The sequence below is a fragment of the Couchioplanes caeruleus genome, from assembly GCF_003751945.1.
Taxonomy (GTDB): Bacteria; Actinomycetota; Actinomycetes; order Mycobacteriales; family Micromonosporaceae; genus Actinoplanes; species Actinoplanes caeruleus.
In genome coordinates this window covers 288,504-314,898 of the sequence record NZ_RJKL01000001.1, presented here as the reverse complement: position 1 = coordinate 314,898, position 26,395 = coordinate 288,504, and the positions used below count along the sequence as shown (strand labels likewise).

Sequence of the window (26,395 nt, the reverse complement as noted above, 5' to 3'; positions counted from 1 at the left end):
CGAGGGGACGATCGCATGAGGATCTGGCCGGGCAATCCCTATCCACTCGGAGCCACCTACGACGGCGGCGGCACCAACTTCGCGCTCTTCTCCGAGGTCGCCGAGCGCGTCGAGCTGTGCCTGTTCGACGACGACGGCGTCGAGACCCGCATCGAGCTGCCCGAGCGTGAGGCGCTGGTGTGGCACGGATACCTGCCGCGGATCGTGCCCGGGCAGCGGTACGGCTACCGGGTGCACGGCCCGTACGACCCGTCGCGGGGTGTGCGGTGCAACCCCCACAAGCTGCTGCTCGACCCGTACGCGAAGGCGATCGAGGGGCAGCACGAGTGGGACAACGCGCTGTTCTCGTACCACTTCGGCGATCCGAGCTCGTACAACGACGCCGACTCCGCTCCGTACGCGATGCGCTCGGTGGTGGTGAACCCGTACTTCGACTGGGCCAACGACCGGCCGCTGCGGATCCCGTTCCATCAGACGGTCATCTACGAGGCGCACGTCAAGGGCATGACGATGCGCAACCCGCGGATTCCCGGTGACGTCCGGGGCACCTACTCGGGCCTGGCCCACCCCGAGATGATCAAGCACATCCAGCGGCTGGGGGTGACCGCCGTCGAGCTGATGCCGGTGCACCAGTTCGTGCACGACAGCGGGCTGGTCGAGCGTGGGCTGAGCAACTACTGGGGTTACAACACCATCGGCTTCTTCGCCCCGCACAACGACTACGCCTCGTTCGGCGGTCGGGGCGGGCAGGTCCAGGAGTTCAAGTCGATGGTCAAGGCGCTGCACGCGGCCGGCATCGAGGTGATCCTGGATGTCGTCTACAACCACACCGCGGAGGGCAACCACCTCGGCCCCACCCTGTCGTTCCGGGGCATCGACAACCCGGCGTACTACCGGCTCGTGGACGGCGACAAGCAGTACTACTACGACACGACCGGGACCGGGAACAGCCTCAACGTGCGCCACCACGAGTCGCTGCGGTTGATCATGGACTCGTTGCGCTACTGGGTGACCGAGATGCACGTCGACGGCTTCCGCTTCGACCTGGCCGCGGCGCTGGCCCGCGAGTTCCACGAGGTCGACCGCCTCGCCGCCTTCTTCGACCTGGTCAACCAGGATCCGGTGGTGAGCCAGGTCAAGCTGATCGCCGAGCCGTGGGACGTCGGCGACGGCGGCTATCAGGTCGGCGGCTTCCCGCCGCTGTGGACCGAGTGGAACGGCAAGTACCGCGACAGCGTCCGCGACTTCTGGCGCGGCGAACCTGCCAGCCTCGGCGAGTTCGCGTCGCGCTTCACCGGCTCGTCGGACCTGTACGAGATCGACGGCCGCCGCCCCATCGCCTCGATCAACTTCGTCACCGCGCACGACGGCTTCACGCTGACCGACCTGGTCTCGTACAACGGCAAGCACAACGAGGCCAACGGCGAGGACAACCGCGACGGCGAGAGCCACAACCGCTCCTGGAACTGCGGCGTCGAGGGCCCGGCCGACGACCCGGAGATCATCGCGCTGCGCGAGCGGCAGAAACGGAACTTCCTCGCCACGCTGTTGCTGTCGCAGGGCGTACCGATGATCGCCCACGGCGACGAGCTCGGCCGCACCCAGCACGGCAACAACAACGTGTACGCCCAGGACAACGAGCTGAGCTGGATCGACTGGGCCGACGCCCGGCACCACGACGTGCTGACCCTGTTCACCCGGAGCCTGACGAAGCTGCGCGCCGAGCACCCGATCTTCCGCCGCCGGCGGTTCTTCACCGGCGGACCGGCGGGTGAGTCCAAGCTGCCGGACATCGCCTGGCTGCGCCGCGACGGCGAGCCGATGACGCCGCAGGACTGGACGGCGCAGTCCGGCATGACGATGACCGTCTTCCTCAACGGTCACGGCATCCCGGAACGCGACGCCCTCGGCGAGCCGATCATCGACGACTCGTTCCTGGTGCTGTTCAATCCGCTGCCGGCGCGGGTCACCTTCCTGGCGCCGCCCCGCGACTACGGCCGGACCTGGGAGAAGGTGATCGACACGGCCGACCCGCTGCTGGCCGGCCGCCGCCGGTCGGTCCGGGCGGCGGGAGCCCTGGAGGTCGGCGGCCACACCATGGTCGTCCTGCGCTGCAGCTACTGAGAGTCACCTTTGCGGCAACGTGGACGTCGTCTTGCGGTGGCCTTGAGAGTCTGCTGGCATCGTTTCTCACCTCGGAACACGATGGGAAGGAATGAGCAGATGAAGCTGGCACGCCTGGCCGCCGTCCTAGGGGTGGCCGTGACGGCCGTCCTGGTGGCCCCGCATCCGGCCTCGGCTGCCGCGACCATCCCCGGCACGCCGATGGGCCTGCGGAACGTGCGCTCGGCCCAGAACGCCGCGCAGACCCTGGTGTACTGGAAGCCGGTCGCCGGAGCCACCAACTACCGGATCAGCGTTACCGACGGCGCCACCAACTGGTCCTACGTCGTCGCCGCGACCCAGCCGCTGAACGCCGGCGGCACCCACCAGGTGACGGTCGCCACCCCGGACAAGTGCTCCCGCTACAAGATCACGGTCGCGTCGCGGGACGCCGAGGGCCAGGGCAGCAGCATCTCCGTCACGGAGAAGTCGCTCGCCCCGACGACGGTGATCAAGGCGAAGGCGGTCCGCACAGGCGACGGCACCAAGGCGACGTTCACCTACACCGCGCCGCAGTGGAAGGGTTACCTGGGCGGCCCGACCGGCGGGGCGCAGGCCGACGACACGGCCAACCCGAAGATGAGCTTCACCAGCACCGCCCAGCTCATCCGGATCGTCGACAACAAGGTCATCGCCACCAACACCGCCACCGGTGCCGCCTGGACCAAGGCGCGGGCCCTGAACTTCAGCGGGCTGGACCTGAAGCGGGCGTACGTTCTCAAGATCACGAACTCCAACAAGTGGGGCAGCTGCGCCGCACAGACCGGCCGGATCCTGCTCAAGGCCAACTGACGTCATCCCATCCCCCCGCGGACTCGCCCGGCCCTCGTGGCCGGGCGAGTCCGCGTGTCGGTCGCCAACCCGACTGTCACGCACCCGGCGACCGGTCATGGCGCAGGATGACGGGATGGCGGATGTCATCGTGGTGGGCGGCGGGATCATCGGGATGACGGCGGCGATGCGGCTGCGCGAGCGCGGCCTTGACGTGACACTCTGGAGTCCGGACGCGCCCGCGGACACGGTCTCCGCGGTCGCCGCGGCGTCCTGGTATCCGACCGGGCTCACCTTCGAGCCCCGGGTGCTCGCCTGGGCCGCGGCGACGTACGCGCACTTCCGCCGCCAGGCCCGCGACGGCGTGCCCGGGGTGATGGTCCGCGAGACCCGCAACCTCGAGCGCGACGGCGCGACCGGCGAGCCGTGGTGGGCGCCGGCCGCCGGCCGGGTGCGCTACCTGCCGGCCGATCCGCCGTGGACCCGCGAGGTGCGCTTCGACGCCCCGGCGGTCGAGATGGACGTCTACCTGCCGTGGTTGCGGCAGCGGTTCGAGCGTGCCGGCGGGCGGGTGGTGCGCCGCCGGGTCGACCGGCTGGAGGAGGCCCTCGCGGAGGCGCCGGTGATCGTCAACGCCACGGGCCTGGCCGCCGGCTCGCTCTGCGGCGACCCCGACGTGTACCCGGTCCGCGGGCAGATCGTGCTGGTCGCCAACCCGGGCGTCTTCGTCTCGGTGCGCGACCTGACCCGGCCCAGCACGTACGTGCACCCGCGCACCCGCGACGTCGTGCTGGGCGGCACCTTCGACGAGAACAGTTGGAACACCACCCCCGATCCGGCGACCCGCGCCGCGATCGTCGAGCGATGCCTGACGCTCGTGCCGGAGCTCGCGGGCGCACCGGTGGTGGGGGAGAAGGTGGGCCTGCGCCCGGCCCGGCGCGGCGGACCGCGGGTCGAGGTCGAGAAGATGTCCGGCGGGACCGTCGTGCACGCGTACGGCCACGGCGGCGCCGGCATGACCCTGTCCTGGGGCTGCGCGGACGAGGTCGCCTCGCTGGCAACTTGATTGCCGAGCGTTAACCTTTCGTTTACACAGAGTCCCGCTTAGACTCGCCGCAGTCGATCTGCGAGGAGCTCTGAGGGTGATGTCCGGACCACCGAGGCCCAAGCCGATGCCGCTGCTGTCCACCCACTCCGGCCGCGACCCCATGACGTGCCTCCACCGGTGCGGCAACGCCTGCGACCATCCGGTTCCCAACACCTCCGCCAACCCTTACCTCGGCGACCTGGTCCGTGCCGGGATGACCCGGCGGGGCCTCGTCCGGCTCGGTGCGGCCGGCGCTCTGGTGCTCGGCTTCGGCGCCGGGTCGGCTCCGGCCCGGCCCGCGCAGGCCGCGACCGGTCCCGCGGCCGCCGCTCCTCCCTCCGCGGGCGGCGAGCTGACCTTCGTCCCGATCCCGCCCAACACGCTCGACGCGGTGATCGTGCCCCACGGCTACGACTCCGCCGTGGTGATCCGGTGGGGCGACCCGGTCCTTCCCGGCGCGCCCCCGCTGGACGTGCATCGGCAGACCGCCGACCGGCAGGCTGCGCAGTTCGGCTACAACAACGACTTCGTCGGGGTGCTGCCGGTGGGTCGGGACGGGCGGCGGGCGCTGCTCGTGGTGAACCACGAGTACACCAACGAGGAGCTGATGTTCCCCGGCTTCACCACCCTCGAGGCGATGACCACCGGCCAGATCCAGACCGCCATGGCCGCGCACGGCCTGTCCGTCGTGGAGATCGAGCGGGTGGGCCGCACCGGCGAGTGGCGCCCTGTGCGCGGCAACCGGCTGCCGTACAACCGCCGCATCACCGCCCTGCGCACGCCGTTCGACTTCACCGGCCCGGCCGCCGGGTCGTCGCTGCTGCGGACCGCGGCGGACCCGAAGGGGCGGACCGCGATCGGTACGCTCAACAACTGTGCCGGTGGTGTCACGCCGTGGGGCACGGTGTTGTCGGGTGAGGAGAATTTCAACCAGTACTTCGTCGGCGGTGATCAGGCCCCGGAGGCGCTGAAGCCGAAGCTTGCCCGGTACGGCATCTCGATCACGGCGCGGTATCCCAGCGGGTCGCGGCGGTGGGAGCGGGCGCAGGAGCGGTTCGACCTGGCGAAGCACCCGAACGAGGCGCACCGGTTCGGCTGGATCGTCGAGGTGGATCCGCACGATCCGCGGTCGCGGCCGCGTAAGCACACGGCGATGGGCCGGTTCAAGCACGAGGGCGCCAACGTGATCGTGGCCAAGAGCGGTCACGTGGTGGCGTACATGGGTGATGACGAGCGTTTCGATTATCTGTACAAGTTCGTCTCGGCGAAGAGGTTCATTCCGGGTAACCGCCGGCACAACCTGATGCTGCTGGAGTCCGGCACCTTGTATGTGGCCAAGTTGACCGGTGACAGCCCTCCGGCGGAGATCGACGGGACGGGCAAGTTGCCGTCCGACGGCGCCTTCGACGGTACCGGCCGCTGGATCAAGCTCGCCTCCGGCCAGCGGTCGCACGTCCCGGGCATGAGCGTCGTGGAGGTCCTCACGTACGCCCGCCTTGCCGGGGACGCGGTCGGCGCGACCAAGATGGACCGCCCCGAGGACGTCCAGCCGAGCCTGGTCACCGGAAAGATCTATGCGGCGCTGACCAACAACACCAACCGGGCGGTCGGCACCTATCCGGGTGTGGACGAGGCGAACCCGCGGGCGGCGAACAAGCACGGCCAGATCTTCGAGCTGGTCGAGGACGGCGGCGACCACACCGGGGACAGTTTCACCTGGTCGCTGCCGATCGTCTGCGGCGACCCGGCCGACCCGTCGACCTACTTCGCGGGCTACGACAAGGGGGCGGTCTCGCCGATCTCGTGCCCGGACAACGTCGCCTTCGACAGCGCCGGCAACCTGTGGATCTCCACCGATGGCAATGCGCTGGGCAGCAACGACGGTCTGTTCGCCACCGCGATCGAGGGTCCCGAGCGCGGCCATCTCAAGCAGTTCCTCACCGTGCCGATCGGCGCGGAGACCTGCGGGCCGTTCATCACCGGCGACGACCGCTCGGTCTTCGTCGCGGTGCAACACCCCGGCGAGATCTCCGGCGCGTCGCTGGAGAAGCCCGCCTCCACCTGGCCCGACGGCGACTTCGCCAAGCCGGCGGTGGTGGTGACCTGGCGCCTCGACGGCGGCCCGGTCGGGAGCTGACAGGCCGGTGCAGGCGGGGCTGGAGACGGCCCGGCCCGGCAGCAGGCCGCCGGTGTGGGCCGGGCTGGAGACGGCCCGGCCCACACCGGCGACCTCGGACTCTCCAGGTCGTCAGCGGCCGGCCTCATGGGCGGCGTACCGATGGCCCAGGGGTGGCATCGGCCGGTCGACTCCGACGGCCTGTCGGTACGCCATGACGAGGGCACAGATGTCCGCCACGGCCCGCAGGCAGGTGCGTTGCGCGGCGGTGAAGAGGTGCCCGCCTTCGTCGTGAATGACGCCGATCGCACCCATCGGGACGCCGCGGACCATCACCGGCACGGCGGCGAAGGCGCGTCCCCACAGGCCGCCGGCGGTCGGGTACGCGGCGGCGATCTCGGCCGCCGACGACAGCCAGACCGGCCGCTCCCGGGCGATCGCGTCGGTCAGCGGATACCGCGGTCCCACCCGGAGGGCGCCGCACCGGCTGATGCGTCCGCCGCCCTCGGTGACCATTGCCAGGTCGAGCGTGCTGCGGTCCCGCAGGGTGCCGAGCACCGCACTGCCGGCGCCGGTGGCGGCGATGGCCTGGCTCAGTCCGAGTTCCAGCATGTCCGCATCGGACGGTGCGGCGGCCGCCGCACCCAGCAGTAGGTGCACCCGGGACAGTGCGTCCGCGGATCCGCTTTCCTCATCCGGGCTCATGTGGCGCATCCCTTCCCGAAGCAGTGAACCGGCCTGGAATGCATCCTGCCGCGTAGCCGGAGGATCTTTCTACGCCGTTCACCCGAATGATTGCCATATGGCAAGCACCGTGCGGAGGGTGGACGATCGGTCGGTCAGACGGTGCGCAGGTCCAGCGTGTGCCAGACCAGGGAGTCCTGGTCACCGGTGGACCACCACAGCACGCCGTTGCGGGCGTACGCCGCCTCGGCGGCCGCGCTGACGTCGACCGTGCGCCCGTCGCGCAGGTCGTGGACGAGCAGGCCCTCGGTGCCGGTGAGGGCCGAGTTCGGGTCCGCCTCCGACAGGATCTCGAAGCGGTCCAGGACGGCCACGTCCGGGACCGCCGCGCCCGCCGTGCCGTCGGCGATGCGACGCCGCCCGGTGCCGTCGGGCCGCATGGCGTCGATGCGGGCCAACCCCTCCGAGGTCAGCACCAGCACCCGGCACCAGGCGGGGCCGCAGGTGGCCAGCTCGGTGCCCGACGACGCGACCCGCACTTCCTCGGGGGAGGCCAGGGACCGCAGCCTGGTGGTGCCGGTCTGGTCGCCGCTCCCGTCGGTCAGCCAGGGCCAGGTCGTCAGGGCCCAGGTGCCGGGCTCCCGGCGTACGGTGACGGCTCCTCCCGCCAGCGGGACCGACCGGATCTCGGTGACCTCCGGGTCGTCGGCGGCCGCGGCCCACCAGGCCCGGCCGTCGGCGATCACCACGTCCCACTGCGAGCCGAAGAAGACCGCGTTGCCGGTGTCGCGGGTGAGGCGCCGGACCTCGGTGCCGGAGGTGGTGGCCGCCCAGACCTCGGTGGGCCCGTCGCCGGCGGACTCGGTCCACACCAGATCGGTGCCCGAGACGGCCATCGTGGCGAACTCGGGATGCGACTCCAGCGGGCGCCGGCGCAGCTCCCGCGGCGTGCCGTCGGCCCCGCGCAGCACGAGCCGGAGTCCGGTGCCGTCGGGGCTGGGCGCGGTGCCGGCGCTGGTGCGCGCGTCGAGGAAGATCAGCGGTTGGTAGACCGGCCCGTCGGGCAGGTTGCCCGGGATCTCGGCCCGAGCGGCGCCGGGCCACGCCTGCGCCAGGCTCGTCCGGCTTGCGGGCGCGGGCTCGTCACTGCCCGGGGGATACGCGAGCAGCAGCCCGGCGGCCACCAGCGAGACCGCGAGCGCCACCCCGGTCGGGACGCGCCACCGCCGGCCACCGCTCATTCGTACTGCTGCTTCGGCGCGGCGATCTCCTGCCAGCTCTGCACCTGCAGATACGGCACCTCGGCGCCGTTGACCGGATCCTCGCCGACCCGCTCGGAGTATGTGCCGACGACCTGCACCCATGTGTCCGGGGCGACGCCGGCGGGGCCCTTTCCGGCCAGCCCCACCTTGATCGGGCGGCCGTCCGCGGCGCAGCAGGACAGGACCATCCGGGCCAGCATGGGCTCGCCGTCCGGGCCGGGGGTGACGAAGCCGGAGAGCCGCAGCGTACGGCCGGTGAGGCTGCGACCCTCGTCGAACACCGCCCGGGACGCGTAGTCCAACAGGCCCACGTCGACGGGATCGCCGGCCGGCAGCGGCGGGTAGTCCGACTCGGAGCTCTGCGCGGCCAGCACGCTGCCGGCCTGAGCGGCGGCGTACGACCCGAGCGCGGGTGGCGCCACGAGCAGCAGGCCGAGCACCGGCAGGATCAGCAGCCAGCCGACCCGAGGCTCGTGGTGGTGGTGCTCCTCGGGTTGCGGCCGGCGGGGGCGCAGCTCGTACCAGAGCGTCATGACGCCCGCCGCGACCAGCAGCAGGCCCGCGCCGATGAGGAAGGGCCGCAGGCCCTCCTTGACGTAGCGCAGGTAGAGGTCGCCGAAACTGGCCTTGAGGATCGCTCCGCCGAAGAGCATCATGATCACTGCCTGGGCCTGCCGGTTCACAGCAGCACCGCCCCCGCGACCGAGCCGACGAGGACCGCGACGGCGAACGTCACCGGGGCGAAGCGCGCGGCGAAGCGGCGGCCGAACACGCCGGTCTGCATGCTGATCAGCTTGAGGTCGACCATCGGGCCGACCACCAGGAACACCAGCCGCGAGGTCAGCGAGAACTGCGACAGCGAGGCGGCCACGAACGCGTCGGCCTCGCTGCAGAGCGACAGCAGGACGGCGAGCACGGCCAGCGCCAGCACGGACAGCACCGGGTTGTCCGCCAGGGCGTTGAGCCAGGCCTCCGGCACCACCACGTTGATCGTGGCGGCGGCCGCGGCGCCGAGGACCAGGAAGCCGCCGGCGTGCATGACGTCGTGGCGTGCGGCCGCCCAGAACGCGTTGCCGCGGCTCATGCCCTCGAGGTCCGGGCGGTGCGGCAGCTTGATCCACTCGGCCTTGCCGAGGCGGAGCCAGAGCCAGCCCATCACGACCGCCACGATCAGGCTGGCGCCTCCGCGGGCGACGACCATCGCGGGATCGTCCGGGAAGGCGACCGCCGTCGCGGTCAGCACGATGGGGTTGATCGCCGGTGCGGCGAGCAGGAACGCCAGCGCCGCCGCCGGGGTCACGCCGCGGCGGATTAGCGAGCCCGCGATGGGTACGCTGCCGCACTCGCAGCCGGGCAGCACCACGCCGGCCAGGCCGGCGGCCGGCACGGCCAGGGCGGGGTGCCGGGGCAGTGCGCGGGCCCAGAACGAGCGGGGCACGAACACGGCGATGACCGCGGACAGCGCCACGCCGAAGACCAGGAACGGGACGGCCTGCACCAGCACGGAGACGAAGACCGTCGTCCAGGTCTGCAGCCGCGCGTCGGAGACGAGCGTGGCCAGCGGTCCCCGGAGGACGACGAGCAGCACCAGCAGGACCGCGAGGACCTCGACCGAGCCGAACCGGCGCCCGGTGTCCGGTGCCGGCGCGGCGGCCACCTCTTCGTCGATCTGTTCGGTTGCTGTCACGGGGGGCGCTCCGGGTCACGGTCGGGTGCGGGCCGCGCCCCACCCTACCGGGTCGCCCCGCCCGCCCCCGCCCCGCGATCGGGTGAAGTCATCTATGCTGAGCTGCGCATATGCGCATCCGGCCCGGCGCCGGCGCCGGCGGCCACGACCCGGTTGCGCCCGGCCGCCTTCGCGGCGTAGAGCGCGCCGTCGGCGCGCGCGACGAGCTCGTCCGAGGTCTCGGCGCCGTCCCAGAGGGCGACGCCCGCCGAGAACGTCTGCCCGAGCGGCGTCGCGGCCAGCGCCCGGGTGACCGCCGCCCGCGCCCGGTCGAGATCCGCGCCGGGCAGCAGCACGGCGAACTCCTCGCCGCCGTCGCGGGCGAGGGTGTCCACCCGTCGCAGCGCCCCGTGCCAGGCCGCGGCGGCCGCCTTGAGGAACCGGTCGCCGGCGGCCGGCCCGTGCTCGTCGTTGAACTGCCGGAACCGGTCGAGGTCGAACACGGCGACGCACACCGGCGTGCCCTCGCGCCGCGCGTGCTCCAGAGCGCGGGGCAGCTCCTCGTTCCAGGCGCGGCGGTTCGGCAGGCCGGTGAGTTCGTCGGTGCGCGCCAGCTCGCGGATCTGCCGGGACTGCCCCGTGACCTGCCGCGAGAGCCGGGCCGTCAGGACGACCAGCACGGCGAGCAGCGCCAGGGCGGCGACCTGCCAGGCCGTCGTCCACCTCGGATCGTCCGGCAGCAGCCGGAATCCGGCGATCACCGCCGCCGTGGCGGCCGCGACGGCCATCCAGCCTCGTCCTCGCATCGAACCGCCTCTCGCACGCGTCGCTCGTCGTGGTGCACCCAGGGGCCGCCCGGTCAGGCGGCCACGACCGTGCCGGTCAGCGCGGGGATCTCGGGCGCCCACACCGGACGGGAGAACAGATAGCCCTGGCCGTACGGGCAGCCCATGTCGGCGAGGACGGCCCGCTGCTCCGCGTCCTCGATGCCCTCGGCCACCACCGCCAGGTGCAGGTTGCGGGCCAGCGTCACGATCGCGTCGACCAGCGCCCGCTGCTGCTCGCTGCCGATGATGTCGTCGATGAACGACTTGTCGATCTTCAGTACGTCGACCGGGATCTGCCGCAGGTAGCTCAGCGACGAGTAGCCGGTGCCGAAGTCGTCGATCGCCACGCGTACGCCGAGCGCGCGCAGCTCCTCCAGATCGGCGCAGACCTGCTCGGCGTCGCGCAGCACCAGACTCTCGGTGATCTCGAGCTGGAGCCATCCCGGCTCGGCCCCGGCCGCGGCGAGGGCGTCACGCACCTGATCGACGAAGCCGGGCTGGCGGAACTGCCGTGCCGACACGTTCACGCTGACGTAGCGCGGCGCCGGTCCGGCGCTGTCGGCCCGCCACTGCGCCAACTGGCGCAGGGACTCGCGCAGGACCCAGGCGCCGAGCCCGACGATGGCGCCGCTCTCCTCGGCCAGCTCGATGAAGTGGTACGGCCCCAGCAGACCCCGCTGCGGGTGCTGCCACCGGACCAGCGACTCGACGCCCACGACGTCGCGGGTGCCCAGGTCGACGATGGGCTGGTACTGCAGGACGAACTGTCCCGCCTCGACCGCCTCGTGCAGCGCGGTGCGCAGGGCGAGCCGCTCGACCATCGCGGTGTGCAGCTCGCTGCGGTACCGCTGCCAGGTGCCCTTGCCCGCGCCCTTGGCCAGGTAGAGCGCCAGGTCGGCGTGGCGCAGCAGCCCGGTGGGACTGTCCGCGTCGCGGTTGGTGGCGATGCCGACGCTGGCCGCGCCGCTGACCACGTGGCTGCCGCCGAGCCCGTCGCTGACCTCGATCGGCGCGCTGAGCGCGGCGACGATGCGCGTCGCGACCTCCTCGGCCGCCCCGGCGTCCGGGGCCGCCGCGACCAGGACGGCGAACTCGTCGCCGCCCATGCGGGCCGCCGTGTCGCGTGCGCCGATGGCGCCGGCGATGCGCTGCCCGACGGCGACCAGCAACTGGTCACCCACGGCGTGCCCGAGCGAGTCGTTGACCTCCTTGAAGTCGTCGAGGTCGACGAAGAGCACGCCGAGCTCGCTGCCGTCGCACGCGGCGGCGGTGAACGCCTGCTCGAGCCGGTCGCGGAAGAGCACGCGGTTGGCCAGGCCGGTCAGGCCGTCGTGGAACGCCTGGTGGGCCAGGTCGTTCTCCAGGCGGCGGCGCTCGGTCACGTCGCGCACGGTCAGCACCAGTCCGCGTACGGTCGGGTCGTCGCGCAGGTCGCGGGCGGTGCACTCGACCTGGAGCAGCCGGCGGTCGGCGCAGACGGCGGTGAGGTCCGTGCCGTCGCCGCGCCCCGCACGGGCCCGCTCGAGCAGGGCGGCGAGGGCCTCGTGGTGGGTGTCCGCGATGAGCCGGGACAGCGGGGTGTCCACCAGGTCGGGGCGGCCCAGGACGGTGCCGGCGGCCGGGCTCGCGTACCGGATGCGGTCGTCGTCGCCGACGATGAGGATCACGTCGGAGGCGCTCTGGATCAGCGTCCGGAAGTAGGCCTCGCCGTCGCGGCGGCTGATCTCGGCGGCCAGGGCGATCCGGTCCACGACCATGCCGACCTGGGTGAGCAGCGCCTGCATGGCGGGGCGTACGGCGCGCAGCGTGCCGATCCGCGCGGCGAGCTGGAGCGTGATGCGCTGCGGCGGCGTGCCCGGCACGACGATCGCGGCGTGCAGCGCGCACGGGAAGCCCGTGGCGGACGGGTCGGTGGAGGCGAGCGTGACCTCCAGGTCGAGCGTGTCGTCGTCGGCGACCGGCACAGGCTCGCCGGTGAGCAGCGTGTAGGGCTCGTCCGGCGGCATGATCGTGGCGATCGCGGTGCGCACCGCGGCGAGCACGTCGTCGGTGGTCGCGGCGCCCGCCAGCGTGGCGGCGGCCTGGCGCAGGGCCCGCTCGCGGTGGTTGGCCCGGCGCTGGTCGGTCAGCAGCCCGCCGACGCGGGCCATGACCAGCAGGATCAGCGCCGCGGAGCCGGCCGCGATGACCGGGGCGTCGACGACACCGCCGGTGAGGTGCTGGGTGATCAGGACACCGGGCGCGATGAGCACGGCCATGGTCAGCAGGGCGAGGCGGCGCCAGCGGGCGGTGACCGGGGCGGTGTCGGCCGGGGTGGCGTCCGTGCTGAGCCAGGTCATGGACGGGTGCAGCGCGGCCAGGCCCATGGCGGCGTAGAAGACGACCCAGCCGAGGTCGATCGCGCCGCCGACGTCCCAGGAGTTGTCGAGGCGGGCGAGGCCGTAGACCACGTCCGAGACGAGCACGCCGACCACGCCGGCGCAGAGCAGGCCGACGGCGGCGGGCTTACGGCCGGGCGCGGTGAGCAGCCGCAGCAGCATCGCGAGCGCGAGCACGTCGCCCAGCGGGTACGCGATGGAGATCGTCTTCTCCATCAGCGTCAGATCGGTGGCGCGGGTGTACGGCGCGATCAGCCAGATCCAGCACAGCAGGCCGAGGCTGACCGTCGGCACCAGCCCGTCGAGCAGCGCGGCCCGGTTGCGGTCGCCGGAGCGCGCCCGTACGAACAGCACCAGCCCGCCGGCGAGCAGCGGGTAGACGAGGATGTACAGCACGTCGGACACGACCGAGACCCATGCCGTACGGCCGCTCGTGAGCCCGATGAAGCCGAAGGTGTCACCGGCGCTGAAGAACAGCAGCGCGGTCGCGAGCAGGTACCACGGCGAGCGACGCTCGGGCCGGTGGATGCGCACGCCCAGCAGGATGCAGGCCACGCCCGACAAGCCGATCGCGGCCCAGGAGTACATGTGTGACTCGGGCCAGGCGTAGAAGATCGCGGTGAGGAGGGTGAACCACGCGACGAGGCATCCGCGAGCGAATCGCGTCGTCATGCGGGCTCCTGTTCCGGCCGGGTCTGGGGGTGACACCCTCTCCATCGGCCCGGCGGCGGCGTTCCTGACCCGCCGCGCGCATCGCAACCGGATTACGCCCGACCCGGCGTGGGCGTTTGCGACCCCGCTGCCCGTATCGTCACCCGCTTGCGCCCGGCCCGGCGGACGCCCGGGAGCCGTCCCCGGGCGACGACCGGGCGTGACGTCCCGGGTCCGGCGACGTCTCGCCGGACCCGGGACGCGGCGGGGTCGAGCGCAGGCGGTAGCGCCGCGCGACCGGCACCGCCCGATCGGGGCCGGTGGGGACCTCCCTGCAAGCACGGTGCCGGACAGATGTGACGTACGGGTGAACACGGCGTCCGCCGGTTGTCGGAGGGCGGCACTAGGGTCGGTGCCGTGACCGAACGACCTCTGCTGGCCGTGGACGCCCCGAGTCTGTACTTCCGGGCGTTCCACGGCATCCCCGAGTCGGCCGCCCGGACCGCCGCGGGGGAGCCGGTGAACGCGATCCGGGGCTTCCTGGACATGCTCGCGCAGCTCATCCGCACGCGCCGCCCGGGGCGGGTGGTGTGCGCGCTCGACGCCGACTGGCGCCCAGCGTGGCGGGTGGCGCTCGTGCCCTCGTACAAGCGGCATCGCGTCGCCCACGGCGACGTGGAGGAGGTGCCCGCCGCGCTGGAGAAGCAGATTCCGGTGTTGTTGCAGGTGCTCGAGGCGGTCGGCATCCCGGCCTTCGGTGTCGCCGGCTACGAGGCCGACGACGTGCTCGGCACGCTGGCCGCCACCCAGCCGGGGCCGGTCGAGGTGGTCTCCGGCGACCGCGACCTGTTCCAACTCGTCGACGACGCCCGCGGCACCCGCCTGCTCTACTGCGGCCGCGGCGTGGCCAAGCTCGAGGACAGCGACGACGCGGCGGTCCAGGTCAAGTACGGCGTCCCGCCCCGGTGGTATGCGGACTTCGCGGCGATGCGCGGCGACCCGAGCGACGGCCTGCCGGGCGTGCCCGGGGTGGGGGAGAAGACGGCGGCCCGGCTCATCGCCCGCTACGGCGGTGTCGAGCAGATCGTCGCGGCCCTGGACGACCCGGCGTCGGGCTTCGCACCCGGGGTGCGGACCAGGCTCCTGGCGGCGAAGGACTACCTCGCGGCGGCGCTGCCGGTGTGTCGGGTGGCGCTGGACGTGCCGCTGCCGGCGTTCGACCCCACGGTGCCGAGGGCGCCGGAGGATTCCGACGCGCTGCTTGCGCTCGCCGAGAGGTGGAATCTGGCCGGTTCCGCCCGGCGCCTGATCGATGCCCTCGGCGTGACGGCGGAACCTAACGGCCGTTAAGCTTGCGGGCGTGACGGTCGAGCGGATTCTTCCCACCGAAGAGGCATACGAGTTGCTGGGGCTCACCCGGGAGATCGCGCAGGGCGAGCTCGCCCCGCAAGTCGCCCGGTACGAGCAGAAGGGTGAGTTCCCCCGCGACATTCTGCGGACCATCGGCCGGGCCGGCCTGCTGGGCCTGCCCTACCCGGAGGCCGATGGCGGCGGGGGCCAGCCCTACGAGGTGTACCTCCAGGTCCTGGAGATCCTCGCGTCGTCGTGGGTGGCCATCGCCGAGGCCGTCAGCGTGCACACCCTGTCGTGCTTCCCGGTGGCCGCGTTCGGCACCGAGCGGCAGCGCAAGTCCCTGCCGGAGATGCTCGGCGGCGAGTTGCTGGGGGCGTACTGCCTGTCCGAGCCGCAGGGCGGCAGCGACGCGGCGGCCCTGGCCACCCGTGCGGTGCGCGAGGTCGACGAGTACGTGGTGACCGGCACCAAGGCGTGGATCACCCACGGCGGGCGCGCGGACTTCTACAACATCTTCTGCCGCACCGGCGGCCCCGGCCCGGGCGGCATCTCCTGCCTGCTGGCCGACGCGGCCACCGGGGGACTGCTGCCGCAGGCGCCGGAGCGGCTGATGGGCCTGCGCTCGTCCGCGCCGGCCCAGATCGTGCTCGACGGTGCCCGCATCCCGGCCGACCGCCTCGTGGGCGAGGAAGGCGGCGGATTCCGGATCGCCATGCAGGCGCTGGACGCGGGCCGCCTCGGCATCGCGGCGTGCGCGGTGGGACTCGCCCAGGCGGCCGTCGACTACGCGGCCGCGTACGCGAAGGAGCGCACCCAGTTCGGCAAGCCGATCGCCTCCTTCCAGGGTCTGGGCTTCATGCTGGCCGACATGGCCACCCAGGTCTCGGCGGCCCGGGCGCTGATGCTGGAGGCGGCGCGGCTCAAGGACGCCGGCCGGCCGTTCTCGACGGAGGCCGCCAAGGCGAAGCTCTTCGCGACGGACGTCGCGATGAAGGTGACGACGGACGCGGTGCAGGTGCTGGGCGGATCGGGTTACGTGAACGACCACCCGGCCGAGCGGTGGTTCCGCGAGGCGAAGGTGCTGCAGATCGTGGAGGGGACCAACCAGATCCAGCGGCTGGTGATCTCCCGCTCGCTGACCCGCGACTGAGCCGGCCCGTCTCGTATGGACTTTCCGCAGGCCGGGAGCGGTATGCCGGAATGGGTGCGGGGCGGCTCAGCGTCGACCGGTATCTTGACGCGGTGGAAGAGATCGACCGGGCGATCGTGGGCGCCCTCACCGCGGACGGCCGGCTGTCCTACACCGTGCTCGCCGAGCGGGTCGGGCTGAGCGTGTCGGCCGTGCACCAGCGCGTGCGCCGCCTCGAGCAGCGGGGTGTCATCAACGGGTACACGGCCGTGGTCTCGTACGAGGCCCTGGACCTGCCGCTGACCGCCTTCGTGGCGATCCGCCCGTTCGACCCGTCGCAGCCGGACGACGCGCCGGAGCGGCTGCGCCACCTCGCGGAGATCGACTCCTGCTACTCGGTGGCGGGGGAGGATTTCTACCTGCTGTTGGTCCGGGTGGCGAGCCCGGCCGACCTGGAACGGCTCCTGCAGGAGATCCGTACGGCGGCCAACGTCACGACGCGCACGACGGTGGTGCTGAGTACCCCGTACGAGAACCGCCCGCCGCGGATCGCCGATACTGACTAGCCTCCTAGGATGCCCCAGGCGGTGTGATCGTCCCTTCCGATCGGGGTAGCGCCGAACGCTATGCCGCCGACGGCATAAGCCCGGATTGAGATAAACGTGCGACCCTGACCGCCCGCCGCTACCCACTTCATCCTAGGATGCTCTACGCGACGTGATCCGGCTCTCGGTAAAGCGAATTGCCCCGGGCGGCGCCGGGGGTGAGGATTGACGCCGATCGACTTCGGGGGTGTCGATGATTGCTGCCCGCCTGCGGCTGTTGCGTCTGTTGGCCCGCGGCGGCGTCGGGCTCGCCGTCCTCCTCGTCCTTCTCCAACTCATCCGAGCCGTCGTGCCGGTGGCGCTCGCGCTCGCCGTGGGCCGGCTGGTGGCCGACCTGCTTGCCGCGCGGACCGGGGCAGACGCGGCCGTCGCCGCGGTCCTGGTCGCCGCGGCGTTCCTCACCGACCAGATCGTCTGGCTCCTCATCGATCCGGTCCGTACCCTGCTCGTCAAGCGGATCGACGGCGACCTACGGGCCCGGGTGCGGGTCCTGGCGGCCTCGGTGCCCAGCCTGGATGTGCTCGAGAGCGAAGCGTTCCAGGACCGGATGGCCCGGGCCGTGGACTCCGGAACCGGCGTCGCCCGGGACCGGTCGGTGGGCAACGCGGCGGCGGGCCAGCTCGAGTTGACCGTACGGATGCTCAGCGCGGGTGCCGCGGCGGCGCTCTTGGCGACCTGGTCGCCGCCGCTCGCGGCCGGTCTGCTGGTCCTGGCCCTGGCGGTCCGGGCATGCGTCCGCCGGCAGTGGATGCGCATCATCGACAAACTGGATGCCGACACGGCGGGCCAGCGATACGAGTTCTACCTGGCGTCACAGGCGGTCGTCGGCGCGCCCAAGGACGTGCGGCTCTACGGCCTCAGCGACTGGTTCGCGGGTCGGTTCCGGGCCGCGGTCGCGCGGACGTACGCGCCCGTCTGGCGTGAGCTGCTCGGGGTGCTGCCACAGCAGTGGTGGGCCGCGGGCATGTTGCTGGTGGCGAGTGCGGCGGCCCTGGGCGTGCCGGCCGTCGCGGTGCTGTCCGGCGACGCGGATCCCGCGCAGCTCGTCACCGCGGTCATCGCCGGTCTCGCGGTCCTGAACATCAGCGCCATGGGCATGGAGGCATACGACATCGAGTACGGCCTGCGCGGGCTGGCCGCCGCCGACGAACTGGCCGACCGGTGCGCCGCCGCGGCGCCACGCCCCGAGGTCGTGGCCGCCTCGCAGGCTCCGGTCGTACGGTTCGACGACGTCGTCTTCTCCTACCCGGGATCCGACCGTCGCGTCCTCGACGGCCTGAGCCTGACCCTGCGCCCGGGCGAGGTCGTCGCCGTGGTCGGGGAGAACGGCGTCGGCAAGACCACCTTCGTGAAGCTGATGGCGGGTCTGTACCGGCCGGATTCCGGACGGGTCACCGTGGACGGGGCCGACCCGCACTCGCGCCGCCCGCCGATCACCGTGCTGTTCCAGGACTTCGTGCGCTATCCGGCGAGTCTGCGCGACAACGTCACGCCGGCCGTGCCCGAGCGCGGCGCGGATGACGATGCGGTCCGCGACGCGCTGCGCCGGGCCGGCGCGACCGGCCTGCCGGAGGACCTCGGCACCCTGCTGTGGCGGGAGGGTGCCGGCGGCACCGATCTGTCCGGCGGCCAGTGGCAGCGCGTGGCGCTGGCCCGCGCGCTCTTCGCCGTCGGCGCCGGGAAGCGGCTGCTGGTGCTCGACGAGCCCACCGCCAGCCTCGATGTGCGGGCCGAAGCGGAATTCCACGAGCAGGTGATGTCCCGGGTGCGGGACACGACGACCGTTCTGATCTCTCACCGGCTGTCCACGGTCCGGTATGCCGACCGGATCCTGCTGTTGCGGGACGGCCGGGTCGTCGAGGACGGCACCCACGACGAACTGCTCGCGGCCGGCGGCGGCTACGCCACGTTCTTCACCACCCAGGCGGCCGCCTTCGGCGGGGAGGACGCATGACCGACTGGTTCCGGCTGCTGCGGGACATGGTCCGGCTCACCGTGCGGGCCGGGCGGCGGCCCGCCCTGATGCTGGCCCTGTGCACCGTCGCCCAGGCCGGCGTCATCGCCGGGATCGGCCTGAGCCAGCGCAAGCTCGTCGACGACAGCGCGGCCGGTCGCGGCGCCGGGGTCGTGGTGGCCGTCCTGCTCGGCGCGGCGGCGTACGCCGTCTCGGCGACGGCCGGCCGGGTGCGCGGCAACCTGCAGGTCTACCTGGTCGGCCGGGTCCGGGGCATGCAGAACGAGCGGACCCAGCGCCTGGTCTCGTCCATCCCGACGCTCGCCCACCTCGAGCACAGTCCCTTCATCAACCGGTGGGACCGCCTCTTCGAGAGCTCGCAGGCGCTGGCGGCGATGCCGTGGTCGGCGCTGAACGCGGTGGTGGCCGCCGCCGGCCTGGCGGTCACGGTCGGGCTGCTCGTCTCGGTGAGCCCGTATCTCTGCCTGCTCGCGCTTCTCGGGGTGCCGCTCTATGCTTCGGCTCGCCGCGCGGACCGGCTGCTGCGGGAGGCCCGGGACGCTGCGACCGAGGCGCTGCGCCTGCACCACCGCCTGCACGACATGTGCGTCGAGCCGGAGTCGGCCAAGGAGGTGCTGCTGACCGGCGGCGCCCAGCGGTGGAGCCGGCGGGCCACCGATCTGTGGGAGGCGGCGGCCGGGGGCGAGGCGGCGGCCCGGCTGCGCGGCGCCGCCTGGCAGGCCGGCGCTTGGGTGCTGTACGCCGCCGGGTTCGCCGCCGCTCTGGTGCTCGTCGCCCAGGAGATCCGGTCGGGCCGGACCGGCGTCGGTGCCGTCGTCCTGGTCGTCTCGCTGGCCACCCAGCTCCAGGGTCAGTTGCGCATGGTCCTGGAGAGTCTCACGGAGACGGCGGAGGCCGGGCAGGTCGTGTCGCACTACTGGTGGCTCAAGCGCTACGCGGCCGCCGCCGAGCGGCCGGGTGCGCCGGTGCCGGTCGTGCTGCGCGACGGCATCACCCTGTCCGGTGTGGGCTTCCGGTATCCCGGGGCCGAGACCGACGTGCTGCACGACGTCGACCTGCATCTTCCCGCCGGTGGCACGGTGGCGATCATCGGGGCGAACGGCGCCGGTAAGTCCACCTTGATCAAGCTGCTCACGGGCATGCACGAGCCGAGCACCGGCCGCATCACGGTGGACGGGATGCCGCTGGCCGGGCTGAGCGGCATCGGCTGGCGGGCTCGGCTCTCCGGCGTCTTCCAGGACTTCGCCCGGCTGCGGCTGCGGGTGGGGGAGACGGTCGGGGTGGGCAACGTCCGCTTCGTGCGGGACCGCGCCGCGGTGGCAGCGGCGATCGACCGGGCGGGCGCGCCGTTGCTGCGGGGGCTCGACACCCGGCTCGGCGCCGCCTTCGGCGGGGTGGAGCCGTCGCTCGGGCAGTGGCAGCGTCTGGCTCTCGCCCGCTCGTTGATGCGCGAGGTGTGCGGCGACCGTGTGCCGCTCTGCGTCGTGCTGGACGAGCCGACGGCCTCGCTGGATCCGCTGGCCGAGCACGAGCTGTTCCGGCATTTCGTCGGCCAGTTGAGCCGCGCCCGGCGCGCCGGTGCGGTCACCGTCGTGGTCTCGCACCGCTTCACCACCGTACGGATGGCCGACCGCATCGTGGTCCTCGACGGTGGCCGCGTGGTGGAGCAGGGCAGCCACGCGGAGCTGATGGCCGCCGGTGGGGGATATGCCGAGTTGTACCGGCTGCAGGAGCGCGCCTATCGGTGATGGCACCCGGTGTCTAGCCTGGGCACATGGAGAAGCACGCCGAGGAAATCAAGCCTGAGCAGGACTTTCGGCACCTGCCGCCGCGGATCACCCCCGAGGAGATGGTCCCGGTGCAGCCGCTGGTACAGGCCGCCCATGACCCGATGAACGGCGACGCCAACGACTGGCACGTCCGCCAAGGCTGGGCCGTCTGACGGCCCTTCCCTATATCTCAGGATCCTAGGATGCTTTACGCGGCGTGCGCCCGGTTACACCGGGTTTCACACAGGAGCCCTTCGGGCACTGAACTCACCAGCAAGAACAAACAAGTTCGAGCGGTGAGAGGTTGACGATGAGCTTCACTGACAAGGTCAAGAACAAGGCCGAAGAGCTGACCGGTAAGGCGAAGCAGGGCATCGGCGACGCGACGGACAACGAGCGGCTCATCGCCGAGGGCCAGGCGCAGGAGACGGCCGCGCACGCGAAGCAGGCGGGTGAGCACGTGAAGGACGCCGGCAAGGACGTGCGGGACGCCTTCAGCTAGTGCGCTGTCCATGAACGTTCACCGGGTCTGAGCGGTCAGGCGGCTTTGGTGCGGGGTCGGCCCCAACGCTGTTGGCGTTCGCTGCGGACGCGGGCTCGTTCACGGCGTTGAGCGGCAAGGACGTCGGGGTGGCGGGCGTTGGCGTTGCGCCAGCGCAGATACCTCTGCAGCTCGCGGGTCTGGACGGTGTGGTTCGGGTGGTTCGAACCGGCCATCGTGAACGTTCGGAGCGGCCCGAACTGCGCCTCGATCGGGTTCGCCCAGGACGTGCTGGTGGGGGTCAGGCAGAGCTCGACCTTGTTCCGGGCAGCCCAATCTCGGATGGTCGGGGTCTTGTTCGCCGACAAGTTGTCCATGATGACGTAGATCGGTGCCCCGTCCGGCCGCGCGGCCCGGATCGATTTGAGCGCGGACAGGGTGTGGTCTGCGCCCTTGCGGCGGCGAACCACACCCCAGAGCTGATCGTCAGCGAAGCTGTAACAGCCGTGGAAGTAGCGGATCCCGTGCGTGCGCGTGTAGGTCGCCGGTAGCCGGTCCGGACGCTTGCGCTTCTGCCAGGTGGTGCCATGGTGCGGGCGGATCGACAACGGCCCGAACTGGTCGAACGCGAAACACCGCTGCGGGAACTGTGTGGTGACCCGCTCAATGCGATCGAGTTTCGTGTCGAAGTCCGGATCCGTGGATTCCTTCCACGTCCTCGTGCGCTGCCAGCTGACGTCGTTGGCGCGCAGCAACTGCCGCAGCCGTTCCCGGCCGCAGACCACCCGCCGATCAGCGTCTCGGGCAAGATAGTCGGCGAGTTTCCGCAGGCTCCAGCGGGTGAACGGGCGTCCGAGTTTGCTCGGGCGCGTGGTGGCCGTCGCGACGATGAACGCCTCATCGTCGTCATTGATCCGGCGGGGACGGCCTCCCGCCCACTGAGGGTCCAACGCGCGAAGACCCATCTCATTGAACAGATGGATCACGTCGCGGACGGTGTCCTCGTGCGCCGCCACGAGACGAGCGATCGACACCACCGGCGTCCCCGAAGCCGACGCCATGATGATCAGCGCCCGTCGCACCCGAACCGAGTCGTGCTTACCGCGCCGCACCAGTTGCTGCAGTCTGCGGCCCTCATCCTGCGTCAACCGCCGTGCCCGAACCGGCTCGGCCAACCCGCTCACCCACTCTCAACGGCGAACATCACCGCCGTCGAGAGTGATCCCCCCAGCCCCATACCGCCCGGACGCCACACGGCGTGTCACCAACCCGGTGAACGTTCATGGACAGCGCACTAGGCCGCTGCGCAGACACACGAAAGGGCCCCGGGAGCTTCTCCCGGGGCCCTTTCTCACGCGGCTCGTGTCACTCGGCGCTCTGCTTGCGCCACCATTCCTGGCCCGCCTCGGGCAGCGTGTCGATCGGGTCGTAGTACGCGTAGAGCTTGTTCAACGCCTCGGCGTCGTCGTGCTCGATGGACGTGCGGTAGTTCTTGCTCCAGTACGAGATGCCGTTCTCGCGGTCGTACTCGGAGACCATGTGCACCCAGCGCTTGCCGACGAACGGCACGTCGCAGACGATGCGCGGGGTGGCGTATCCCGGCAGGTAGCCCATGATGTCGTGCTGGAGCTGCTGGGCGTGCCAGACCGGGACGCGCCAGTGCTCGGCGTTGGGGATCATGTCGCACATGTAGAAGTAGTACGGCAGGATGCCCGCTTCGCCCTGGAGCCCGAAGCAGAGGTCGAGCAGGTCGGTGCTGGTGGCGTTGACGCCGCGCATGAGCACGCCCTGGTTGCGGACGTCGCGGACGCCGACCTCGATGAGCGTACGGGCGGCGCGGGCGACCAGCGGCGTCAGCGAGTTGACGTGGTTGACGTGGGTGTGCACCGCGAGGTTGACGCCGCGCCGTTCGGCGGTGATGGCGACGCGGTGCAGGCCCTCGACGACGTCGGGCTGGATCCAGTGCTGGGGCAGGCCCATGAGCGCCTTGGTGGCGAGGCGGATGTCGCGCACGGTGGGCACGGAGAGCAGGCCCATGAGGTAGGTCTCGAGCTGCTTCCAGGGGACGTTGGCGACGTCGCCGCCGGAGACGACCACGTCGCGCACGCCGGGGTGGGACTTGAGGTAGGCGAGGTGGGCGTCGTAGCGGTCGACGGGCTTGAGGGTGAGCTTGAGCTTGTCGACGACGGGGGTGCTGTTGCCGACGAGGTCCATGCGGGTGCAGTGGCCGCAGTACTGCGGGCAGGTGCTGAGCAGCTCGGCGAGGACCTTGGTCGGGTAGCGGTGGGTGAGGCCTTCGGCGACCCACATGTCGTGCTCGTGGAGGCTGTCGCGGCTGGCGTGCGGGTGCGACGGCCAGTCGAGGCGGCGGTCGGTGGCGACCGGGAGCATGTAGCGCCGGACCGGGTCTGCGTAGAACGACTCCGTGTCGGGGGTGCGGTCGGGCACCATGGTGTTGAGCATCTGCGGCGGGATGAGCATCGACATGGTGGCGAGGCGCGCCATGTCGGTCTCGAGGTCGGTGTAGAAGCGCTCGTCGAGCAGGTCGCCCATGACGTTGCGGAGCTGCTTGACGTTCTTGACGCAGTTGACGCGCTGCCACTGGGCGGATTCCCACTGGGCGGCGGTGATGTCGCGCCAGCCGGGGAACCGGGTCCAGTCGGGCTCGACGAGGGGCCGGCGCCGGTACTCGTACGGCTGGCCGGCGGGAGTTTCCGGAGCGGTGGCCGGCTGAGTCACCGGTGGCCTCCTGGGGGGTCGGGGGTAGTCAGCGATCACGATACTGGAGAATCTTCGGTCTAGAAACCGTAGGTCCGGAGGATTTACGGTGTAGCAGCGTTGCAGCGCCTTGTTTCTCGTGAGGATGGTGAGTATGTCGTTCGCTGTGGGTCTGTCCCGGGTGCTCGAGCCGGCGGGTGTGCTGCCGCAGGCGGCGTGGCGGTTGGACGCGCGGCCGGAGATCGGGCCGGACGAGGTGCGGATCCGGGTGGAGCGGCTGAACCTGGACGCCGCCAGCTATCGGCAGCTCGCCGGCAAACATGACGGCGACGGCGCCGCCGTGCGTGCCGAGGTCCTGGAGATCGTGCGGACCCGCGGCAAGATGCATAACCCGGTGACGGGCTCGGGCGGCATGCTGATCGGGGTCGTGGACGAGGTGGGCCCGGAGTCGCCGCTGCCGGTGAAGGTGGGCGACCGTGTGGCGACGCTGGTGTCGCTGACGCTGACCCCGCTGGTGATCGACGACGAGCTGGCCGGCTGGGACGGCCTCGGCGAGCAGGTGCCGGCGTCGGGGCACGCGATCCTGTTCGGGCGCTCGGTGGTGGCGGTGCTGCCGCAGGATCTGGCGCCGGAGCTGGCCCTGGCGGTGTTCGACGTGTGCGGTGCGCCGGCGCTGACGGACCGGGTGGTGAAGGCGTACGTGGGTGCGGCCGGGATCGCCGGTGACCGCGAGCCGGTGACGGTGGCGGTGCTGGGCGGGGCCGGTAAGAGCGGGTCGCTGGCGTTGACGGCGGCGCGGCTGGCGGGTGCCCGTACGGTGGGGGTGGTGGTCTCGGAGGCCGAGCGGGACGCGCTGACGTCGGCGGGCCTGGCCGATCACGTGGCGATCGCCGACGCCCGGGATCCGGTGGCGGTGTCGACCGCGGTGGCGGACGCGCTGGGTGCGCCGGCGACGGTGACGGTCGTCTGCGTGGACGTGCCGGGCTGTGAGCACGGCGCGATCCTGTCGACGGGTCACGGCGGCACGGTCATCTTCTTCTCGATGGCGACGAGCTTCTCGGCGGCGGCGCTGGGCGCGGAGGGCCTGGCGGCGGACGTGACGATGCTGGTCGGTAACGGCTATCTGCCGGGGCACGCGGAGTTCGCCCTGGATGTTCTGCGGCGTACTCCCGCGGTGCGCGCGTTGTTCGAGGCGCGGATCGCGGCACACTGACGTTCATGACTCTCCCCTCGACGCTCTACCGCAATGGCCGGTTCTTCTCGGCGGCGGCTCCGTGTGCCGCGGCGATGCTGGTCCGTGACGGCCGGATCGCCTGGATGGGTGCGTCCGCGGACGCGCCGACGGCCGACGCGGTGGTGGATCTGGGTGGTGCCCTGGTGACGCCGGCGTTCGTGGACGCGCATGTGCACGCCACGGACACGGGGCTGGCGGCCGACGGCCTGGATCTGTCGGGGGTGCGCTCGGCGGGGCAGTTGCTGGCCGCGGTGGCGGCGTTCGCGCAGACGCGGGCGCCGGACGCGGTCGTGCACGGGCACGGGTGGGACGAGTCGACGTGGGCGGATCAGACGCCGCCGGACGCGGACGAGTTGGGCCGGGTCGCCGGTGGGCGGCGGGTGTACCTGTCGCAGGCGTCGGTGCATTCGGCGCTGGCGTCGCGGGCGCTGCTCGCGGCGTGCCCGGGCATCGAGGCGACCGGCGGGTACGACGCGTCGGGGTGGCTGCGCGAGCACGCCCATCATGCGGTGCGCGCGGTGGCGCTGGGGTCGTTGACGCCGGCGCAGCGCGAGGCGGCGCAGCGCTCGGCGTTGCGGCTGGCGGCGTCGCGCGGGGTGGCGTCGGTGCACGAGTGCGCGGGCCCGGGCACGTCCAGCGAGCAGGATCTGGCCTCGGTGCTGGCGTTGTCGGGCCAGGGCTTGCCTCGGGTCCTGGGCTACTGGGGTGAGCTGGGCGGTGCGCAGCGCGCGAAGGATCTGGGTGCGGTGGGTGCGGCCGGCGACCTGTATGCGGACGGGGCGCTGGGTTCGCGCACGGCGTCGGTGGGCACGCCCTACGCCGACGGCGGCGGGTGCGGCGAGGCGTTCGTGTCGGCGGAGCAGGCCGGGGCGCATCTGCTCGAGTGCATCGAGCTGGGTGTGCAGGGTGGCTTCCACGCGATCGGGGACGCGGCGATCGCGAGCGTGCTGGACGGGTTCGCCATCGCGGCGCAGGCGGTCGGCGTGGAGCGGGTGCGCGCGGGCCGGCACCGGATCGAGCACGTGGAGCTGGCGGACCGGGCGATGATCGCCCGGATGGTCGAGTTCGGGGTGGTGGCCAGCGTGCAGCCGGTGTTCGACGCGCTGTGGGGCGGCCCGGACCGGATGTACGCGCAGCGGCTGGGTGTGGACCGGGCGCTGGCGTCGAATCCGATCGGGGCGATGCACGCGACGGGGGTGGCGCTGGCGTTCGGCTCGGACGCGCCGGTGACGCCGCTGGATCCGTGGGCGGCGGTGGTCGCGGCGGCGGCGCCGCGCAATCCGGTGTTCCGGATGGGTGTGCGGGCGGCGTTCGCGGCGTCGACGCGCGGTGGCTGGCGGGCCGTGGGGATCGACGACGCGGGGGAGCTGGCGCCGGGCGCGCAGGCGACCTTCGCGGTGTGGGACACGCCCGCGGGTCTGGACGGGGGCTTGCCGGCGCTGCTGCCGGGGCCCGACGGTGACGTACCGGCGCGGCCGGTGTGCCGCCGGACGGTGTTGTCCGGCGAGACGATCTACGAGGAGTGA

The 26,395-nt window shown here is 72.1% G+C and carries 21 protein-coding genes; 13 read left to right on the top strand and 8 right to left on the bottom strand.

Annotation, left to right across the window (positions count from 1 at the left end; all coding sequences use genetic code 11):
* Nucleotides 1-15: 15 nt before the first annotated feature.
* The 4 genes from glgX to EDD30_RS01530 all read left to right on the top strand — a co-directional run bounded on the left by glgX (nt 16) and on the right by EDD30_RS01530 (nt 6,158).
* A complete protein-coding gene (gene glgX, locus EDD30_RS01545) occupies nt 16-2,124 on the top strand; it encodes a glycogen debranching protein GlgX (RefSeq protein WP_071806805.1) in 2,109 nt (702 codons plus the stop codon).
* A gap of 99 nt (nt 2,125-2,223) precedes the next feature.
* The gene (locus EDD30_RS01540; protein WP_071806806.1) at nt 2,224-2,955 is read left to right on the top strand and encodes a hypothetical protein; all 732 of its coding nucleotides are present in this window, start codon (nt 2,224-2,226) and stop codon (nt 2,953-2,955) included.
* A 115-nt stretch (nt 2,956-3,070) separates the two neighbouring features.
* Nucleotides 3,071-4,000 carry an FAD-dependent oxidoreductase gene (locus EDD30_RS01535; protein WP_071806807.1) on the top strand — a complete coding sequence of 310 codons (930 nt, stop codon included), beginning with the start codon at nt 3,071-3,073 and terminating at the stop codon, nt 3,998-4,000.
* A gap of 79 nt (nt 4,001-4,079) precedes the next feature.
* A complete protein-coding gene (locus EDD30_RS01530) occupies nt 4,080-6,158 on the top strand; it encodes a PhoX family protein (protein WP_071806808.1) in 2,079 nt (692 codons plus the stop codon).
* 111 nt (nt 6,159-6,269) lie between these two features.
* Here EDD30_RS01530 and EDD30_RS01525 read toward each other — a convergent pair whose 3' ends face one another.
* From EDD30_RS01525 to EDD30_RS01500, 6 genes are all read right to left on the bottom strand, one after another.
* Nucleotides 6,270-6,842, bottom strand: coding sequence for a GAF domain-containing protein (locus EDD30_RS01525; protein WP_170047410.1), 573 nt, complete (start codon nt 6,840-6,842; stop codon nt 6,270-6,272).
* A 134-nt stretch (nt 6,843-6,976) separates the two neighbouring features.
* The gene (locus EDD30_RS01520; RefSeq protein ID WP_071806810.1) at nt 6,977-8,062 is read right to left on the bottom strand and encodes a hypothetical protein; all 1,086 of its coding nucleotides are present in this window, start codon (nt 8,060-8,062) and stop codon (nt 6,977-6,979) included.
* Nucleotides 8,059-8,766, bottom strand: coding sequence for a TIGR03943 family putative permease subunit (locus EDD30_RS01515; RefSeq protein ID WP_071806811.1), 708 nt, complete (start codon nt 8,764-8,766; stop codon nt 8,059-8,061). Before EDD30_RS01515 ends, EDD30_RS01520 begins: the two co-directional genes overlap by 4 nt.
* Nucleotides 8,763-9,752: a permease gene (locus EDD30_RS01510; protein WP_211277859.1), complete on the bottom strand. Its 990-nt coding sequence runs from the start codon at nt 9,750-9,752 to the stop codon at nt 8,763-8,765. The genes EDD30_RS01515 and EDD30_RS01510 overlap by 4 nt, the downstream gene beginning before the upstream one ends.
* A 110-nt stretch (nt 9,753-9,862) precedes the next feature.
* Complete coding sequence (locus tag EDD30_RS01505) at nt 9,863-10,537, bottom strand: GGDEF domain-containing protein (RefSeq protein ID WP_071806812.1); 675 nt, start codon at nt 10,535-10,537, stop codon at nt 9,863-9,865.
* Between the two features lie 71 nt (nt 10,538-10,608).
* Complete coding sequence (locus tag EDD30_RS01500; protein WP_071806813.1) at nt 10,609-13,626, bottom strand: putative bifunctional diguanylate cyclase/phosphodiesterase; 3,018 nt, start codon at nt 13,624-13,626, stop codon at nt 10,609-10,611.
* Between the two features lie 396 nt (nt 13,627-14,022).
* On the opposite strand from EDD30_RS01500, the gene EDD30_RS01495 reads away from it, so the two are divergent.
* The 7 genes from EDD30_RS01495 to EDD30_RS01470 all read left to right on the top strand — a co-directional run bounded on the left by EDD30_RS01495 (nt 14,023) and on the right by EDD30_RS01470 (nt 20,938).
* The gene (locus tag EDD30_RS01495) at nt 14,023-14,955 is read left to right on the top strand and encodes a 5'-3' exonuclease (RefSeq protein WP_071806814.1); all 933 of its coding nucleotides are present in this window, start codon (nt 14,023-14,025) and stop codon (nt 14,953-14,955) included.
* 10 nt (nt 14,956-14,965) lie between these two features.
* Nucleotides 14,966-16,108 carry an acyl-CoA dehydrogenase family protein gene (locus EDD30_RS01490; protein WP_071806815.1) on the top strand — a complete coding sequence of 381 codons (1,143 nt, stop codon included), beginning with the start codon at nt 14,966-14,968 and terminating at the stop codon, nt 16,106-16,108.
* A gap of 92 nt (nt 16,109-16,200) precedes the next feature.
* On the top strand, nt 16,201-16,653 hold the full coding sequence (locus EDD30_RS01485) for an Lrp/AsnC family transcriptional regulator (RefSeq protein ID WP_071806819.1): 453 nt from the start codon (nt 16,201-16,203) through the stop codon (nt 16,651-16,653).
* Nucleotides 16,654-16,885: 232 nt separating this feature from the next.
* Nucleotides 16,886-18,646: an ABC transporter ATP-binding protein gene (locus tag EDD30_RS01480; protein WP_123678012.1), complete on the top strand. Its 1,761-nt coding sequence runs from the start codon at nt 16,886-16,888 to the stop codon at nt 18,644-18,646.
* On the top strand, nt 18,643-20,415 hold the full coding sequence (locus EDD30_RS01475; protein WP_123678011.1) for an ATP-binding cassette domain-containing protein: 1,773 nt from the start codon (nt 18,643-18,645) through the stop codon (nt 20,413-20,415). The genes EDD30_RS01480 and EDD30_RS01475 overlap by 4 nt, the downstream gene beginning before the upstream one ends.
* A gap of 26 nt (nt 20,416-20,441) precedes the next feature.
* Nucleotides 20,442-20,609 (top strand): hypothetical protein, encoded by a 168-nt coding sequence (locus EDD30_RS38640; RefSeq protein WP_170047570.1) that lies wholly within the window; start codon nt 20,442-20,444, stop codon nt 20,607-20,609.
* A gap of 137 nt (nt 20,610-20,746) precedes the next feature.
* A complete protein-coding gene (locus tag EDD30_RS01470) occupies nt 20,747-20,938 on the top strand; it encodes a CsbD family protein (RefSeq protein WP_071808287.1) in 192 nt (63 codons plus the stop codon).
* Nucleotides 20,939-20,973: 35 nt separating this feature from the next.
* Here the strand turns inward: EDD30_RS01470 and EDD30_RS01465 are convergent, their stop codons facing one another.
* Together EDD30_RS01465 and EDD30_RS01460 are read right to left on the bottom strand one after the other, a co-directional pair.
* A complete protein-coding gene (locus EDD30_RS01465; RefSeq protein WP_071809189.1) occupies nt 20,974-22,092 on the bottom strand; it encodes an IS630 family transposase in 1,119 nt (372 codons plus the stop codon).
* Nucleotides 22,093-22,282: 190 nt separating this feature from the next.
* Entirely contained in the window at nt 22,283-23,656 is a 1,374-nt protein-coding gene (locus tag EDD30_RS01460) for a KamA family radical SAM protein (protein ID WP_071807955.1), read from the bottom strand.
* A gap of 133 nt (nt 23,657-23,789) precedes the next feature.
* On the opposite strand from EDD30_RS01460, the gene kdd reads away from it, so the two are divergent.
* On the top strand, nt 23,790-24,848 hold the full coding sequence (gene kdd, locus EDD30_RS01455; RefSeq protein ID WP_071807956.1) for an L-erythro-3,5-diaminohexanoate dehydrogenase: 1,059 nt from the start codon (nt 23,790-23,792) through the stop codon (nt 24,846-24,848).
* A gap of 5 nt (nt 24,849-24,853) precedes the next feature.
* Nucleotides 24,854-26,395 carry an amidohydrolase gene (locus EDD30_RS01450; protein WP_071807957.1) on the top strand — a complete coding sequence of 514 codons (1,542 nt, stop codon included), beginning with the start codon at nt 24,854-24,856 and terminating at the stop codon, nt 26,393-26,395.

Coding starts and splice junctions, on each gene's coding strand:
- glgX (WP_071806805.1), top strand. CDS start 16: ATGAGGATCTGGCCGGGCAATCCCTATCCACTCGGAGCCACCTACGAC.
- EDD30_RS01540 (WP_071806806.1), top strand. CDS start 2,224: ATGAAGCTGGCACGCCTGGCCGCCGTCCTAGGGGTGGCCGTGACGGCC.
- EDD30_RS01535 (WP_071806807.1), top strand. CDS start 3,071: ATGGCGGATGTCATCGTGGTGGGCGGCGGGATCATCGGGATGACGGCG.
- EDD30_RS01530 (WP_071806808.1), top strand. CDS start 4,080: ATGTCCGGACCACCGAGGCCCAAGCCGATGCCGCTGCTGTCCACCCAC.
- EDD30_RS01525 (WP_170047410.1), bottom strand. CDS start 6,842: ATGAGCCCGGATGAGGAAAGCGGATCCGCGGACGCACTGTCCCGGGTG.
- EDD30_RS01520 (WP_071806810.1), bottom strand. CDS start 8,062: ATGAGCGGTGGCCGGCGGTGGCGCGTCCCGACCGGGGTGGCGCTCGCG.
- EDD30_RS01505 (WP_071806812.1), bottom strand. CDS start 10,537: ATGGCCGTCGCGGCCGCCACGGCGGCGGTGATCGCCGGATTCCGGCTG.
- EDD30_RS01500 (WP_071806813.1), bottom strand. CDS start 13,626: ATGACGACGCGATTCGCTCGCGGATGCCTCGTCGCGTGGTTCACCCTC.
- EDD30_RS01480 (WP_123678012.1), top strand. CDS start 16,886: ATGATTGCTGCCCGCCTGCGGCTGTTGCGTCTGTTGGCCCGCGGCGGC.
- EDD30_RS01475 (WP_123678011.1), top strand. CDS start 18,643: ATGACCGACTGGTTCCGGCTGCTGCGGGACATGGTCCGGCTCACCGTG.
- EDD30_RS38640 (WP_170047570.1), top strand. CDS start 20,442: ATGGAGAAGCACGCCGAGGAAATCAAGCCTGAGCAGGACTTTCGGCAC.
- EDD30_RS01470 (WP_071808287.1), top strand. CDS start 20,747: ATGAGCTTCACTGACAAGGTCAAGAACAAGGCCGAAGAGCTGACCGGT.
- kdd (WP_071807956.1), top strand. CDS start 23,790: ATGTCGTTCGCTGTGGGTCTGTCCCGGGTGCTCGAGCCGGCGGGTGTG.
- EDD30_RS01450 (WP_071807957.1), top strand. CDS start 24,854: ATGACTCTCCCCTCGACGCTCTACCGCAATGGCCGGTTCTTCTCGGCG.